This window comes from Pseudomonas sp. I8001 (assembly GCF_013385345.1).
Taxonomy (GTDB): Bacteria; Pseudomonadota; Gammaproteobacteria; order Pseudomonadales; family Pseudomonadaceae; genus Aquipseudomonas.
The window spans coordinates 16,227-29,717 of the sequence record NZ_JACAQC010000024.1; the positions used below are offsets into that span (position 1 = coordinate 16,227).

A 13,491-nucleotide genomic window follows, 5' to 3' on the forward strand; every position below is an offset into this window, starting at 1 on the left:
GTGTCTGCATCGCCGGCAAGCCGGCTCCTACAGAAAAGCGCTTGGCTTTTAACACTCAGGTCGGCTTTCGGGCCGCCGTGTTCTTGCTTTTGATCTTGATCTGACTGCCCCAATAAGCCCGAGGCCGAACGCAGGTATTGCGCAGCGGCGGCCCTCGCTGTAAGAGCGAAACCATAGGTAGCCGTTACCCAGATAACGGATATACACCCATACCAAAAGAGTATCAAACCATACCAACCCGATATTAGACGAAAGCAAAACCAGCAGAGGAAACTACCCACAATTACAAAAATACCTAAAGAGTATAAAAAATGCCCACCCACTCCTCATGGATCGTACTGTCCATCACCGGCCTGTACATGCTCAGCCTGGCACTGATCAGCTACGGCGTCCGCCGCCACTCCCGCAGCGCCAACAACTACACCACCGGCGGCGGCCACTTCCCGGCGTTCCTGATCGGCTTCCTGATGCTCTCGGAATTTATCGGCACCGCAGTCAGCATCGGCACCGCCCAAACCGGTTTCAAGGTCGGCATCTCCGCCGCTTGGAACCTGTTCGCCCTGGCCCTGGGCTTCGTACTCTTCGCCTGGCTACTGGCGCGCAAATACAAGGACCTGGGCGACAACACCATCTCCGGCGTACTCGCGCGCAACTACGGCCAACGCACCCGCTTCGCCACGTCGATCATCACCATCTTTGCCCTGGAGATCGTCGCCGTCTCGATCTACGCCAGCGGCGGCGCCGTATTGGCCAGCGTGATGCAAGTAGACCGAACCCTGGCGATCGTGATCGTCGGCGTAGTCTCGGTGGCATACGTCAGCATCGGCGGCATGCGCTCAGTGATCTACACCAACTTCGTCCACGCCGCCCTGAAATACCTGGGCGTCGGCCTGGCCTTGTGGTTCGGCTTGAAGCAGGTGGGCGGCATCGGCCAGCTGCAAGCGCAATTGCCCGCCAGCATGTTTGACTGGACCGCCGTGGGTTGGGGCCAGATCATCGCCTGGATGATCGCCGGGATCGGTTCGATCTTCTCCACCCAATACGTAATCCAGGCGGTGAACACCGTCAGCCATGCAGGCAAGGCCCAGCGCGCCTGTTTCTACGTGGCGGTGCTGATGGTGCCGTTCGGCATCGGCGCAGCACTGATCGGTATGTGCAGCGCGGTGCTGTTCCCCCATGTCGACTCCCTGCAAGCCTTCCCCACCCTGATCGCCAGCATGGACCAACTGACGGCCGGGCTGGTGGTGGCAGGCCTTGCCGGCTCGCTGTTCGGCACCATTTCGGCGGTGAGCATGGGCTCGGCGACGTTGTTGCTGCGGGACTTCTACGAGCCATGGTTCAACCCGGAAAAAAGCGACGCCAAGTCCCTGCGCTTCGTGCGCCTGGCGACCATCGCTGTCGGCCTGTTGCCGATTGCCCTGGCACTGACCTCGGACAAGGTGCTGATGATCGCCTTCCTCGGCAAGGCGTTACGCGCCTCCCTGGCCGTGCTGGTGTTGATGGTGTTCTACGCGCCGAAATTCGGCACGGCGGCCGGGGCATTCCTGAGCATCATTGCCTCGTTGCTCGCGACCGTGGGCTGGTTCCTCGCCGGTAATCCGTGGGGCATCGACAACGCCTACATCGCCCTGTTCACGCCGTTGATCATCATGGGCATCAGCCATGTGACGCGCCGCAGGACACCGGCCGAACCCCTGGTGGCAGCCACGAGCTGAGGTAGGATGGCAGCCTCACCCAAAAGGAACTTGTGAAATGCTGCCGATTCGCACCCCGTTGATCCTGCACCCCGGCTTGTCTACCGCTACCCGGCGGGTCTGGCTGAAGCTCGAGAACCTGCAACCCTGTGGCTCGTTCAAGTTGCGCGGCATGACCACGCTGTGCGCCTACGCGGCGAGCCAGGGCAAGACCACGGTGGTATGCCCCTCCGGCGGCAATGCCGGGCTGGCCACGGCCTTCGCGGCGCGCGGCCTGGGGTTACAGGCGCGGATCGTGGTGCCGACCACCACCCCCGAAGCCACCTGCGCACGCATCCGCCAGGCCGGGGCCGAGGTGGTGGTGCACGGTGATCTGTGGGATCAATCCAATGAGCTGGCGCTGCAACTCTCCGAATCACCTGAGGCGCTGTATGTGCCGGCCTTTGATCACCCGCTGTTGTGGGAAGGCCACAGCAGCATGATCGATGAGATTCTTGAGGACTGCCCTCAGGTGGGCGCCATCGTGACCTCGGTGGGCGGCGGTGGACTGCTCGCGGGCGTTCTGACGGGCCTGGAGCGTCATGGGCGGTTCGGCTGCAAGGTGATTGCGTGTGAAACGGCGGGCGCGGCTTCGTTTGCTGCTGCCGTAGAGGCTGGAAAGCCCGTGCGGCTGGCGAAGATCGATACCGTGGCCAAGTCGTTGGCCGCGACCCAGGTGGCGGCGTGGCCGGTGCAGCATATCGGCAGGTTTGCCCATCAATGCGTGGTGTTGAGTGATGCCGACGCGATGATGGGCGTGGCGCGGTACGCCGATGATTTACGCCAGTTGGTGGAACCGGCATGTGGGGTTTCGTTGGCCGTGGCGTATCTGGAGCATGGGGCGATTGCCGGGATTGAGGATGTGGTGGTGATTGTGTGTGGTGGGGTAAGCATCAGTGCCGAAACGGTTGCCCAGTGGCAGAACACGGTCTCTCTACCGAATTAAATCCCCCTGTGGGAGCGGGCTTGCTCGCGAAGGCGGTGGTTCAGTCGACATATCCAGCGCCTGACACACCGCCTTCGCGAGCAAGCCCGCTCCCACATTTTATCGGTGGTGGCCTCAGGCATCCTGCAGGATCAGATCCGCACCCTTCTCCGCCACCATCAACACCGCCGCATGGGTATTGCCCGAGGTCACGTTGGGGAAAATCGACGCATCGACAATCCGCAGCCCTTGCATCCCGTGCACCTTCAGGCGCTTGTCCACCACCGACACCAGCGGGTCCGAGCCCATGGCGCAAGAGCCACACAGGTGATAGATCGAGCCGCTGTTCTCGCGGAAGTACTGCAGCATCTGCTCATCGGTTTGCACCGCCGGCCCCGGCAATACCTCGGCCACCGTCACGCCCTTGAGCGCCGGAGCCTGCATGATCTTGCGCATCAGCCGGCTGCCCTGGATCACCTCGTCGATGTCCTTTTGGGTGCTCAGGTAGTTGGGGTCGATCAAGGCCGCGTCCCGTGGGTTTTTCGAGGCGATGCGGATCGTCCCGCGGCTGGTAGGCCGGCACGGGTTGAAGCACAGCAGGAAGCCTGAATACGGCTCGGGCTTGAGGCTGGCCTTGTTGTTTTTCGGGATCTGGTACGACAGCGGGTTGAAGTACAGCTGCAGATTGGGGTGCGCCTGCCCTTCGTTGCCGCGAAAGAACCCGCCGGCCTGGTTGACGCTCATGGCCAGCGCGCCCTTGCGGGTCAGCAGGTATTTGAGGCCGAGTTTGAACTGGCCAAACAGCGAACTGAGCTGGTCGTTCAGGGTCGGGATATTGGCCTTGTAGTAATAGCTGGCGCAGAGGTGGTCCTGCAGGTTCTGCCCCACTGCAGGCAGGTCCTTGACCAGCGGGATGTTGTGTTCGGCGAGCAATTGCTTGTCCGCCACACCCGACAGTTGCAGGATCTTCGGCGTATCCACCGCCCCGGCGCACAGGATCACCTCCTTGCGCGCGCTGAAGGTGCGAACCACGCCGTGCTGGGTCACGCTGATGCCGGTGGCGCGTTGTTGATCGTCGAACAGCACGCGGTCTACCAGCGCATGCAACTCCACGGTCAGGTTCGGCCTACCCAACGCCGGGTGCAGGTGCGCAAAGCTGCTGGAGCAGCGCTCACCGTTGCGGGTGTTGACGTCGTAGAGGCCCGCACCTTCGAAGTTCGGCCCGTTGAAGTCATCGCTCAGGCCATAGCCCAATTGCTCGCAGCCCTTGAGAAATACATCGCAGATGGCGTGAGTCTGGCCCTTCATCGGGGTGATGCTGATGGGGCCGCTGCTGCCGTGGTATTCGGTGTCGCCCAGGGGGTGATTTTCCAGCTTGCGGAAGTACGGCAGCACGTCCTTGAAGCCCCAGCCGTCGTTGCCATTGGCCGCCCAGTCATCGAAATCATGGGCCTGGCCGCGCACGTAGATCATGGCGTTGATCGAGCCGGAACCGCCCTGCACCTTGCCCCGCGGGGCATAGATGGCACGGTCGGCCAGCTGTTTTTGCGGCTGGCTGTAGTACATCCAGTTGAAGGTCGGGTTGTAGTACATCTTGGCGAAACCGACCGGGATCTTGAACCACCAGGAGCTGTCCTTGCCGCCGGCTTCCAGCAGCAATACCGAATGCTCGCCCGAGGCGGAGAGTCGGTTGGCCAGGACGCAACCTGCGGCGCCGGCGCCGGCGATGATGTAGTCGTATGTCATTCACGGTTACCGCATAAGTCGTTTTTTTTAGCCCTTGGCGGGCGAAGTGTCTTTCACGTCAGCAGGCGTGGGCGCCATTTGCAGGTGCAGCCGCTCGCCGGTGTACGGCGTGTGCTTGCGCACCACGTCCATGTTCAGCTCCACCCCAAGTCCCGGCTCGGTGGACGGGATGATGTAGCCGTCCTCCCATTGCAGCGGCTTGGTCAGCACTTCGGCATGGAAACCGCCCCAGGTCATGATGCTTTCCTGGATCAGGAAGTTCGGCGTGCACGTGGCCAACTGGAAACTCGCTGCTGCGCCGATCGGTCCGTTGTACAGGTGCGGGGCGATCTGCGCGTAGTAGGCCTCGGCCATGCTCGCGATTTTCTTGGCTTCCAGCAGGCCGCCGCAGCGGGCCACGTTCATTTGCAGGATCGATGCACCACCGGCCTGCAAGAGCTTGAAGAACTCGTACTTGGTGGTCAGGCGCTCGCCGGTGGCGATGGGAATGCTGGTCTTGGCCGCGACCTGGGCCATGGCCTCTTCCTGGCCTGGTGGCACCGGTTCTTCGAACCACAGCGGGTCGTATTTCTCCAGGCGCTTGGCCAGGCGAATCGCCGACGACGGCACCATCTGCCCGTGGGTGCCGAACAGCAGGTCGCACTTGTCGCCCACCGCCTCGCGAATCTTGCGGCAGAAGGTTTCGCAGCGTTCCAGCACTTCCAGGGAGATCTGGTGGCCGGAGTACGCGGTGTACGGGCCTGCCGGGTCGAACTTCACGGCGGTGAAGCCCTTGTTCATGTTCTCGATCGCGCATTCGGCGGCCAGGTCCGGGTCGTCGTAGTCGTACTCGCCCTTGCTGTTGACCGGGTACAGATAGGTGTAGGAACGCAGGCGCTCGTTGACCTTGCCCCCCAGCAACTCATAGACCGGCTTGTTGGCGGCCTTGCCGATGATGTCCCAGCAGGCCATTTCCAGGCCGCTGACCACGCCCATCATGGTCAGGTCGGGGCGCTGGGTGAAACCGCTGGAGTACGCCTGGCGGAAGAAGCGCTCGATGTGGTGCGGGTCGTGGTTGAGCAGGTAGCGCTCGAACACGTCCTCGATGATCGGCAGCATGGCCTTGGGGCCGAAGGTGGCGGCGTAGATCTCGCCCACGCCTTCGATGCCGCAGTCGGTTTTCAGTTTGACGAACAGCCAATACATGCCGCCGATGTGCGGCGGCGGTACGGCGACAATATGGGTTTCAAGGGCGACGATTTTCATCTCAGGCACCTGTCTGGTTGAATTTTTTACGATTGATCCGGGCGCGCAAGGTCAGGGCCGCGAGGGTCCCGAGCACGCCGATGAAGGCGATGTAGCCGAAGTACAGGTTGTAGCCGACCTGCCCCGGGTATGTGTCGGTGAGGTAGCCATTGATCAGCGGGATAAAGGTGTCCGGCAGGTAACCCACCACCGAGACGATGCCGATGGCCAGGCCGGTGATGCGCAGCGGGATGTCGCAGCTGTCGAGGATCGCCCAATACAGGCCGCGAATCGCGTAGGTCATCAGGCCGATAAAGATCACCGTGCCGATCAGCAAGCCGAGGCTGCCAATGGCCGGGAACACGATCAGGCCAACCATCGCCAGGGTCACCAGCAGCAGCGCGACGATCAGCACCGAGATGTTCGAAAACTTGTCCCCCAGCCAGCCGCCGCCGATCCCGCCGATGGGTCGCATCCACAACTTGATGGTGGTGATGGTGCCGGCCATCACGGCGGTCATGCCGCTGCCTTGCAGGTAATCGGAGAAGCTGTAGGTGGCCCAGAACATGTGGTAACCGCAGAACACGATGGCGGTCACCAGCCACAGCTCGGGGATTTTCACCAGGGTGGTGAGGTCGGCGATCAGGTTGAACTTGCCCTTCTCCACCGCCGCAGTTTCGGCCATGGACTTGGGGTCCTTGAGCAGCACCAGCACACAACCAATGGCGATACACACGAACGAATACAGGTACACCACGTGCTTGAAGCCTTCGGCCGCAGTTTGGCTGCGGGTCTCGGTGGCGTAGGCGAACAGCCCCAGGGCCACGGTCGCCAGCAAGGCTTCCACCAGGCCACGGCCGCCGTCGAGGATGCCGAAGAAGCGGCCCTGCTCACTGTGATGGGCGATCATCTTCACCCGCTTGAGCACCGAAGCCCAGAAGGTCAGGCCAGTGGTCAGGCCCCAGCAGCCGAAGATGATCATCAGGCCGGTCATCGACGGCACGGTGGAGTACCAGATACCCAGGGCCCCGGTGGCCACCAGCGAAAAGAAGATCAGGAAGCGTGGCGGCAGGCGATCGGCCAACCAGCCGCTCGGCAGGTAGCTGAGCAGGAAGATCGTACCGAGCATCGAGTACAGATAACCCAGCTGGCTGTGGTTGATCTGGAACACCTCGAGCATGGTGGTCTGGTAGACCTGGCGCAGGTAGAGGATCGGGTAGATCGCCCCGGCAGCCAGTACCAGCAACATCAATTGGAAGTAGCGACTGGCCTTGTCGCTTTTAGCCGCGGACACGGCATCGAAACCCTGGGCAACGGGTGCAGGCTTGGACATCTTGTAGACCTCGGGCACCCACTGAGCAGGTGCCCCGATAATTGTTTTTATTAAGGTAAAGCCGGTGATCGGTGAATCAGTACTTCATGACCACCAAACGGGTCTGGGTGAATTCAAGCATCCCGTGCTTGCCGTCATCGCCGCCCAGCCCTGAGCGTTTCCAGCCGGCGTGGAAACCCTGGTAAGGGTCGGCCGGGGTCCGATTGACGTACAACTCGCCGGCCTCAATGGCGTTGGCGACTTTCATGGCCGTGCGGTAGTTCTCGGTATAGAGCACCGACGACAGGCCGAACTGGTGATCGTTGGCCATGGCCAGCGCTTCGTCGATATCGCGGTACTTGAGCACCGGCAGCACCGGGCCGAAGATTTCTTCCTGGATGATTTCCATGTCTTGGCGGCAGGCGCTGAGCAGCGTCGGCGGGTAGAAATGGCCCGGGCCGTCGGGGAGTACGCCGCCTGTTTCCAGTACAGCACCGTCGGCGATGGCGCGCTCGACCATGGCGTGAATATTCTGCCGGGAGCTGGCGTTGACCAGTGGGCCCATCAGGCCCGCATCCGTGGCACGGTCACCGAATTTGACGGCGCCGATCTTGGCCTTGAGCAGGGCCAGGAATCGGTCATAGACGCTTTCCTGCACATACACCCGCTCGACGGCCGTGCACAGTTGGCCGCAGTGGGTGGTCTTGGAAGCGATGATGTCGCTGGCGGCTTTTTCCAGGTCGGCGTCGGCCTCGATGATCGCCGGGGTCTTGCCGCCCAGCTCCAGGGACGGCTTGGCGATGTTGGCCTTGCAGTAGTCGAGCACGATGCGCCCGGCGTTGACGCTGCCGGTCAGGGTGATCAGGCCCACGGCCTTGTGGGTGCACAGGGCGGCGGCGGTGGCGTGGTCCATGGTCAGGATGTTGATCACGCCGGCCGGCATGCCCGACTGCTCGACGGCGCGGGCGATTTCAAAGGCGGACAACGGCGTGTTGTTGCTCGGGCGCACCACCACGGTGTTGCCGGCAATCAGCGCCGGGGCGATTTTGCGCAGCAGGGTATAGACCGGGTAGTTGAACGGAATCAGGCAAGCCACGACGCCAATGGGCTCGCGTTGCAGGAACAGGTTTTCGTCCGGGGTGTCGCTGGGGATGATTTCGCCTTCGATGCGGCGTGCCCATTCGGCGTGGTAGCGGGTGATCTGGGCGGCGTAGCGCGCTTCGTTGCTGGCGTCGTCTAGGCTTTTGCCGGATTCGCTGGCCAGCGCCCGGCCTATGCTTTCAGCGCAGGTTTCGAGGGCGGCGGCGAAAGCCCGCAGGTGTTCGGCGCGCTGGATGCTGGTGAGCTTGCCCCAGGTTTTCTGTGCGCTGGCGGCGGCATCGACGGCCGCAATGGCTTCATCAGGGGTGGCGGCGGACACCCGGCCTACCTGGGCCTCGGTCGCGGGGTTGTAGACCGCGATTTGGGCGGTGCTGGCAGGTTCGGCGAAGTGGCCGTTGTAAAAGTTGCGCTCGATTTGCATATGGTTTTTTGCCCAATCGTTGTTGTTTTGCGAGTGACTTGCAGTTTTGTCATTGGGCGGGGGTTGGACAAACGATTTATTGACGGGGGTAACGTGCGAAAAATGCAGGTTAGTGGCTGATCCGTATTAATGACCCGGGTCTGAGTCTGTATTGTTCTACCCATACTTCCTACAGTGCCGCCCACTTGGAACCGTGGGAGGACTAAGCATGCAACCACCATCAACCGCACAGGCCTACAACTACAAGGTCGTGCGTCAATTCGTCATTGCAACTATCGTCTGGGGCGTGGTCGGCATGGCCATGGGCGTGTGGATCGCCTCGCAACTGGTGTGGCCCGAGATGAACCTCGACCTGCCGTGGACCACCTTCGGCCGCCTGCGCCCGCTGCACACCAGCCTGGTGATTTTCGGCTTTGCCGGCAGCGCGCAATTCGCCGCCAGCTACTACGCAGTACAGCGCACCTGCCAGGTACGGCTGTACTCGGACAAGCTCGCTGCCTTTACCTTTTGGGGCTGGCAGTCGGTGATCGTGATCATGCTGGTCAGCCTGCCACTGGGTTACACCACCACCAAGGAATACGCCGAGATCGAGTTCAGCGGCGCGGTGTGGATGACCGTGGTGTGGGTGGCCTATGCGATCGTGTTTTTCACCACTGTGGTGCAGCGCAAGACCCAGCACATCTACGTCGGCAACTGGTTCTTCGGTGCATTTATCGTGGTGATCGCGATGCTGCACGTGGTCAATCACCTGTCGATCCCGGTGGACTGGTTCAAGTCCTACCCGGTGTATTCCGGGGCCACCGACGCGATGGTGCAGTGGTGGTACGGGCACAACGCCGTGGGGTTCTTCCTGACCACCGGTTTCCTGGGGATGATGTACTACTTCGTGCCGAAGCAGGTCGGGCGGCCGGTGTATTCCTATCGCCTGTCCATCGTGCACTTCTGGGCGCTGATCACCCTGTACATCTGGGCCGGTCCGCACCACCTGCACTACACCGCGCTGCCGGACTGGGCGCAGTCGCTGGGGATGGCGATGTCGCTGATCCTGCTGGCGCCGAGCTGGGGCGGGATGATCAACGGCATGATGACGCTTTCCGGGGCTTGGCATAAATTGCGCACCGACCCGATCCTGCGCTTCCTGGTGCTGTCGCTGGCGTTCTACGGGATGTCGACCTTTGAAGGGCCGATGATGGCGATCAAGACCGTCAACGCCCTCTCCCATTACACCGACTGGACCATCGGCCACGTTCACGCCGGCGCCCTGGGCTGGGTGGCGATGATCACATTTGGCTCGCTGTACCACATGATCCCGAAAATCTTCGGGCACGCGCAGATGCACAGTGTGGGGCTGATCAATATGCACTTCTGGCTGGCGACCATTGGCACGGTGCTGTACATCGCGTCGATGTGGGTCAACGGCATCACCCAGGGCCTGATGTGGCGGGCGGTGAACGATGACGGCACCCTCACCTACTCGTTTGTGGAAGCGTTACAGGCCAGCCACCCGGGATTTGTGGTGCGATTCGTCGGCGGGGTGTTCTTCCTCAGCGGCATGTTGCTGATGGCGTACAACACCTGGCGCACGGTACGAGTGGCGGATTTGAAGGTGGCGCAGCTTGACGCGCAGATCGCCTGATGTGGGAGATAGTGCTGAACCTGGCGGCGGTGATCGGCCTGTATGGCGCGGTGGAGTATTGCCTGCGGGGCCAGTCGAAGGAGAGCCTGGATGAGGCCAGCCTGATGCCGTTCGCCGATGACCCGGAAGTGGCGCGGCGGGTGGAGCGGGCCACGGGCAAGCGGGTCAACGCGGTGGCGCCTGAGGAAACAAAGCAGGACTGGGGCAATATAGATATCTAATTGTGGGAGCGGGCTTGCTCGCGAATGCGGTGGTTCAGTCAACATATACAGCGACTGACACACCGCTTTCGCGAGCAAGCCCGCTCCCACACAAGCACCACATTGAGCGACTAGCCGCGTTCGCGGGGAATCAGGCTCTGCAACTGCAACGCCAGGAAGTTGGCATCGAAGCCGAACGTATCCGGGTCTTTCAAACCGTTGGTTTTCTTCCACAGCCAGTCGTTTTTCCCCGGCAGCAATACCAGGGAAATGCTGCCGTAGCGGGCGGCGGTCAAGCCCATCACCGACAGCGAAATCAAACCGCCGGCGCCCATCACATCCGGCACGAACTCCACCGGTTTGCCGGCGATATGGATGGTCAGTTTCTCGGTCTTGAAGGTGGAGGTCTCCACCGGCACGCTGGGGCCGGAAGCCACGTACGCCTCGCGCTGCACTTCCAGCAAACCGACCGTCTTCACAGGCGCAAGCCACTGCTCGATCTGGCCGAACAACTCGCCGATCTTCTGCGCCCAATGGGCCGACTGCACTTCGAACTGCTGTTTCTTGTGAGCTTCGCTGTCGGCGTAATGACGCAGCATCTCGCCCAGTTGTTGTACATCGTCCATTGCCGTGTTCCTTGGGTGACCCATGTTGCGAGCCTTGATCATGGCAGATGCCGCACACCGGCGTATGACTAAAGCGCAGCGCGCGGGTAATGTGGTGCCCTCGCCCGTCCAATTCAGGAGCATCGCATGCGCACCATCGGCCTTATCGGCGGCATGAGCTGGGAGTCCAGCGCCGAGTATTACCGCATCATCAACCAGAACGTGCGCGACCAGCTCGGGCCTCTGCGCTCGGCACAACTGTTGATGTACAGCGTCGACTTCGGCCCGGTGGAGCAGGCCCAGCACGCCGGGCGCTGGGACGACGCGGCGCTGATCCTCGAAGACGCCGCCCGCCGCCTGCAAGCCGGTGGCGCCGAGTGCATCGTGCTGTGTACCAACACCATGCACCTGGTAGCGCCGCGGATTGAAGCGGCGGTGTCGATACCGTTTCTGCATATTGCAGACGCTGCCGGCGCGGCGGCCGTGGAAGCTGGCACCCTGACCGTTGGCCTGCTGGGTACCGCGTTTACCATGGAGCAGGAGTTTCTCAAGTCACGCCTGGCGGCACAGGGGCTGACCGTGCTGGTGCCGGACGCTGAAGAGCGCCAGGCCGTGCACCGGATCATTTACGAAGAGTTGTGCGTCGGGGTGATCAGCGACGCATCGCGCGAGGTGTACCAGCGGGTGATCGAGTCTTTGGCCGCCCGTGGCGCCCAGGCCATCATCCTCGGCTGTACGGAAATCAGCCTGTTGATCAAGCCGCAGCACAGCGACCTGCCCTTGCTGGACACCACCGAGCTGCATGCGCAGGCTGCGGTGGCGTTTGCGTTGCAGGACGACTAGGCCGGCTTGCGGATGCGCGCCATGGTCAGCGTGTCGACGAATGCGCCGTCACGCACGGCGTAGTCGCGCAGCAGGCCTTCGGTCTCGAAGCCGAACTTGTGGTACAGCCGGTGGGCGGCTTCGTTGTCGGCGTACACCGTGAGTTCCACCCGGTGCAGGTTCATCCAGTTATCCGCCACCTCCAGCGCCGCGCCCAGCAGCCGGGAGCCCACGCCCTTGCCCTGCCAGGCGGTGGCGACGCCCATGCCGAATGAACCGACGTGGCTTTGGCGCACGCGCAAATACTGTTCCAAACCCAGCTGGCCGATCACTTCACCGGCATGCAGCGCCACCAGCTGTAGCCGCCGCTCGTTGTCCTGCACCAGGCGTTTGCGCCAGGCCTCGACTGACTGGAAAGGCATTTGCAGCACCTGACGGCAGACAGCCGGGTCGTTGTAGAGCGCAGCGACGCCTTCAAGGTGGGCCTCGGTGAAGCGCGTGATAACGATCTTGGGTTCAGGTGTGTGCATGGTGTTTCGTCCTTTGAAAAACACGTGGCCGACCAGTGTAGGCGGCAAAGCCTCAGAATGGCGAGCCCTGCACTGCACTCATCGGGAACGCGAAGCCACCAATTTCCAGACCCGCGCGATGTCCGAGGCGCGCTCGCGCAACAGGCGCGGTGCCTCGCTGCAGGCCTGCTCCAGGGTAGTCGGGCCGGACGGCAAGGCGAACGCGACATCCACACCGTGGGCGTACATCTGCTCATAGCCATCACCCAGGGTGCCGGCGATCACGATCACCGGCACGTTTTGCTGCCTGGCGATCCGCGCCACGCCAAACGGGGTCTTGCCGCGCAGGGTCTGGGCATCGAACCTGCCTTCGCCGGTGATCACCAGGTCGGCGCCACGCACGGCTTGCTCAAGCCCAACAAGCTCTGCGACCACTTCAACACCCGCGCGAAACTGCGCGCCAAGGAACGCCTTGGCGGCGAAACCCAAGCCACCGGCGGCGCCGCTGCCGGGTTCGTCGCGTACGTCTTTGGGCAATACCCTGGCGCAGTGATCGGCAAAATGGCCGAGGGCCGCATCCAGTTGCTCGACTTGCTGGGGAGTGGCGCCCTTTTGCGGGCCAAAAATCGCCGAGGCCCCGTGAGGACCGCATAAAGGGTTGTTCACGTCGGCGGCGATTTCGAAGCGCACTTCGTTCAGGCGGGGATCCAGTTGTTCAAGGCTGATGCGCGATAGCTTGCCCAGCGCCAGGCCGCCAAGGGGCAGCGCTGCTCCCTCGGCATCAAACAACTGCACACCCAGGGCTAGCATCGCCCCGGCGCCGCCGTCGTTGGTGGCGCTGCCGCCAATGGCCAGGATGATGCGCTGGGCGCCGGCATCCAAGGCGGCGCGGATCAGTTCGCCAGTGCCGAAGGTGCTGCTGGAACACGCATTTCGCTGACCCGGTGGCACGAGTTGCAGGCCGCTGGCTTCGGCCATTTCGATGATTGCGGTGTGGCTCTCGGCCAACCAGCCCCAATGCGCGTCGACACTGCCGCCCAATGGCCCTTGCACACGGCTGGTGCGCAGCTCGCCCTGGCAGGCGGCGAGTACCGATTCCACCGTGCCCTCACCACCGTCCGCCATCGGGCACTTGATCAGCTCGGCGTTGGGCCACACGCTGGCCAACCCCTCGGCAATGGCATTCGCCACGCCTTCAGCACTCAGGCTGTCCTTGAACGAGTCGGGGGCGATGATGATTTTCATGGGCTTTCTCCG

12 protein-coding genes are annotated in these 13,491 nt (G+C 62.4%); 5 read left to right on the forward strand and 7 right to left on the reverse strand.

Annotated features, from left to right (window positions below):
* Nucleotides 1-311: 311 nt before the first annotated feature.
* Complete coding sequence (locus tag HX839_RS16575) at nt 312-1,715, forward strand: sodium:solute symporter family protein (protein WP_008432557.1); 1,404 nt, start codon at nt 312-314, stop codon at nt 1,713-1,715.
* 37 nt (nt 1,716-1,752) lie between these two features.
* Nucleotides 1,753-2,679 carry a pyridoxal-phosphate dependent enzyme gene (locus tag HX839_RS16580; protein ID WP_177027866.1) on the forward strand — a complete coding sequence of 309 codons (927 nt, stop codon included), beginning with the start codon at nt 1,753-1,755 and terminating at the stop codon, nt 2,677-2,679.
* 114 nt (nt 2,680-2,793) lie between these two features.
* On the opposite strand, the gene HX839_RS16585 is transcribed toward HX839_RS16580, so the two are convergent.
* The 4 genes from HX839_RS16585 to aldA form a co-directional block, all read right to left on the reverse strand.
* Nucleotides 2,794-4,404 carry a GMC family oxidoreductase gene (locus tag HX839_RS16585; protein ID WP_177039956.1) on the reverse strand — a complete coding sequence of 537 codons (1,611 nt, stop codon included), beginning with the start codon at nt 4,402-4,404 and terminating at the stop codon, nt 2,794-2,796.
* A 27-nt stretch (nt 4,405-4,431) separates the two neighbouring features.
* Nucleotides 4,432-5,649 (reverse strand): mandelate racemase/muconate lactonizing enzyme family protein, encoded by a 1,218-nt coding sequence (locus tag HX839_RS16590; protein ID WP_008432553.1) that lies wholly within the window; start codon nt 5,647-5,649, stop codon nt 4,432-4,434.
* A 1-nt stretch (nt 5,650) separates the two neighbouring features.
* Nucleotides 5,651-6,961, reverse strand: a complete 1,311-nt coding sequence (locus HX839_RS16595; RefSeq protein WP_003212550.1) for a nitrate/nitrite transporter — start codon at nt 6,959-6,961, stop codon at nt 5,651-5,653.
* A 76-nt stretch (nt 6,962-7,037) separates the two neighbouring features.
* A complete protein-coding gene (aldA, locus tag HX839_RS16600) occupies nt 7,038-8,462 on the reverse strand; it encodes an aldehyde dehydrogenase (protein WP_177008514.1) in 1,425 nt (474 codons plus the stop codon).
* Between the two features lie 208 nt (nt 8,463-8,670).
* On the opposite strand from aldA, the gene ccoN reads away from it, so the two are divergent.
* Together ccoN and HX839_RS16610 are read left to right on the forward strand one after the other, a co-directional pair.
* A complete protein-coding gene (ccoN, locus tag HX839_RS16605) occupies nt 8,671-10,098 on the forward strand; it encodes a cytochrome-c oxidase, cbb3-type subunit I (RefSeq protein ID WP_177067358.1) in 1,428 nt (475 codons plus the stop codon).
* Entirely contained in the window at nt 10,098-10,319 is a 222-nt protein-coding gene (locus HX839_RS16610) for a cbb3-type cytochrome c oxidase subunit 3 (RefSeq protein ID WP_177067359.1), read from the forward strand. Before ccoN ends, HX839_RS16610 begins: the two co-directional genes overlap by 1 nt.
* A 110-nt stretch (nt 10,320-10,429) precedes the next feature.
* Here the strand turns inward: HX839_RS16610 and HX839_RS16615 are convergent, their stop codons facing one another.
* Entirely contained in the window at nt 10,430-10,924 is a 495-nt protein-coding gene (locus HX839_RS16615; protein WP_003212554.1) for a hypothetical protein, read from the reverse strand.
* Between the two features lie 126 nt (nt 10,925-11,050).
* Here HX839_RS16615 and HX839_RS16620 point away from each other — a divergent pair, with 126 nt between their 5' ends.
* Nucleotides 11,051-11,746 carry an aspartate/glutamate racemase family protein gene (locus tag HX839_RS16620; protein WP_177067360.1) on the forward strand — a complete coding sequence of 232 codons (696 nt, stop codon included), beginning with the start codon at nt 11,051-11,053 and terminating at the stop codon, nt 11,744-11,746.
* On the opposite strand, the gene HX839_RS16625 is transcribed toward HX839_RS16620, so the two are convergent.
* Both HX839_RS16625 and HX839_RS16630 read right to left on the reverse strand, forming a co-directional pair.
* Nucleotides 11,743-12,255 (reverse strand): GNAT family N-acetyltransferase, encoded by a 513-nt coding sequence (locus tag HX839_RS16625; protein WP_003212556.1) that lies wholly within the window; start codon nt 12,253-12,255, stop codon nt 11,743-11,745. The two genes, HX839_RS16620 and HX839_RS16625, sit on opposite strands and share 4 nt — an antisense overlap.
* Nucleotides 12,256-12,333: 78 nt before the next feature.
* Entirely contained in the window at nt 12,334-13,479 is a 1,146-nt protein-coding gene (locus HX839_RS16630) for a glycerate kinase (RefSeq protein WP_177067361.1), read from the reverse strand.
* Between the last annotated feature and the right edge of the window lie 12 nt (nt 13,480-13,491).

Bases quoted from the DNA above. Each gene is read 5' to 3' on its own strand.
- HX839_RS16620 (WP_177067360.1), top strand. From the start codon at position 11,051: ATGCGCACCATCGGCCTTATCGGCGGCATGAGCTGGGAGTCCAGCGCC.
- HX839_RS16615 (WP_003212554.1), bottom strand. From the start codon at position 10,924: ATGGACGATGTACAACAACTGGGCGAGATGCTGCGTCATTACGCCGAC.
- HX839_RS16595 (WP_003212550.1), bottom strand. From the start codon at position 6,961: ATGTCCAAGCCTGCACCCGTTGCCCAGGGTTTCGATGCCGTGTCCGCG.
- HX839_RS16610 (WP_177067359.1), top strand. From the start codon at position 10,098: ATGTGGGAGATAGTGCTGAACCTGGCGGCGGTGATCGGCCTGTATGGC.
- HX839_RS16625 (WP_003212556.1), bottom strand. From the start codon at position 12,255: ATGCACACACCTGAACCCAAGATCGTTATCACGCGCTTCACCGAGGCC.
- HX839_RS16575 (WP_008432557.1), top strand. From the start codon at position 312: ATGCCCACCCACTCCTCATGGATCGTACTGTCCATCACCGGCCTGTAC.
- HX839_RS16630 (WP_177067361.1), bottom strand. From the start codon at position 13,479: ATGAAAATCATCATCGCCCCCGACTCGTTCAAGGACAGCCTGAGTGCT.
- HX839_RS16585 (WP_177039956.1), bottom strand. From the start codon at position 4,404: ATGACATACGACTACATCATCGCCGGCGCCGGCGCCGCAGGTTGCGTC.
- aldA (WP_177008514.1), bottom strand. From the start codon at position 8,462: ATGCAAATCGAGCGCAACTTTTACAACGGCCACTTCGCCGAACCTGCC.
- ccoN (WP_177067358.1), top strand. From the start codon at position 8,671: ATGCAACCACCATCAACCGCACAGGCCTACAACTACAAGGTCGTGCGT.
- HX839_RS16590 (WP_008432553.1), bottom strand. From the start codon at position 5,649: ATGAAAATCGTCGCCCTTGAAACCCATATTGTCGCCGTACCGCCGCCG.
- HX839_RS16580 (WP_177027866.1), top strand. From the start codon at position 1,753: ATGCTGCCGATTCGCACCCCGTTGATCCTGCACCCCGGCTTGTCTACC.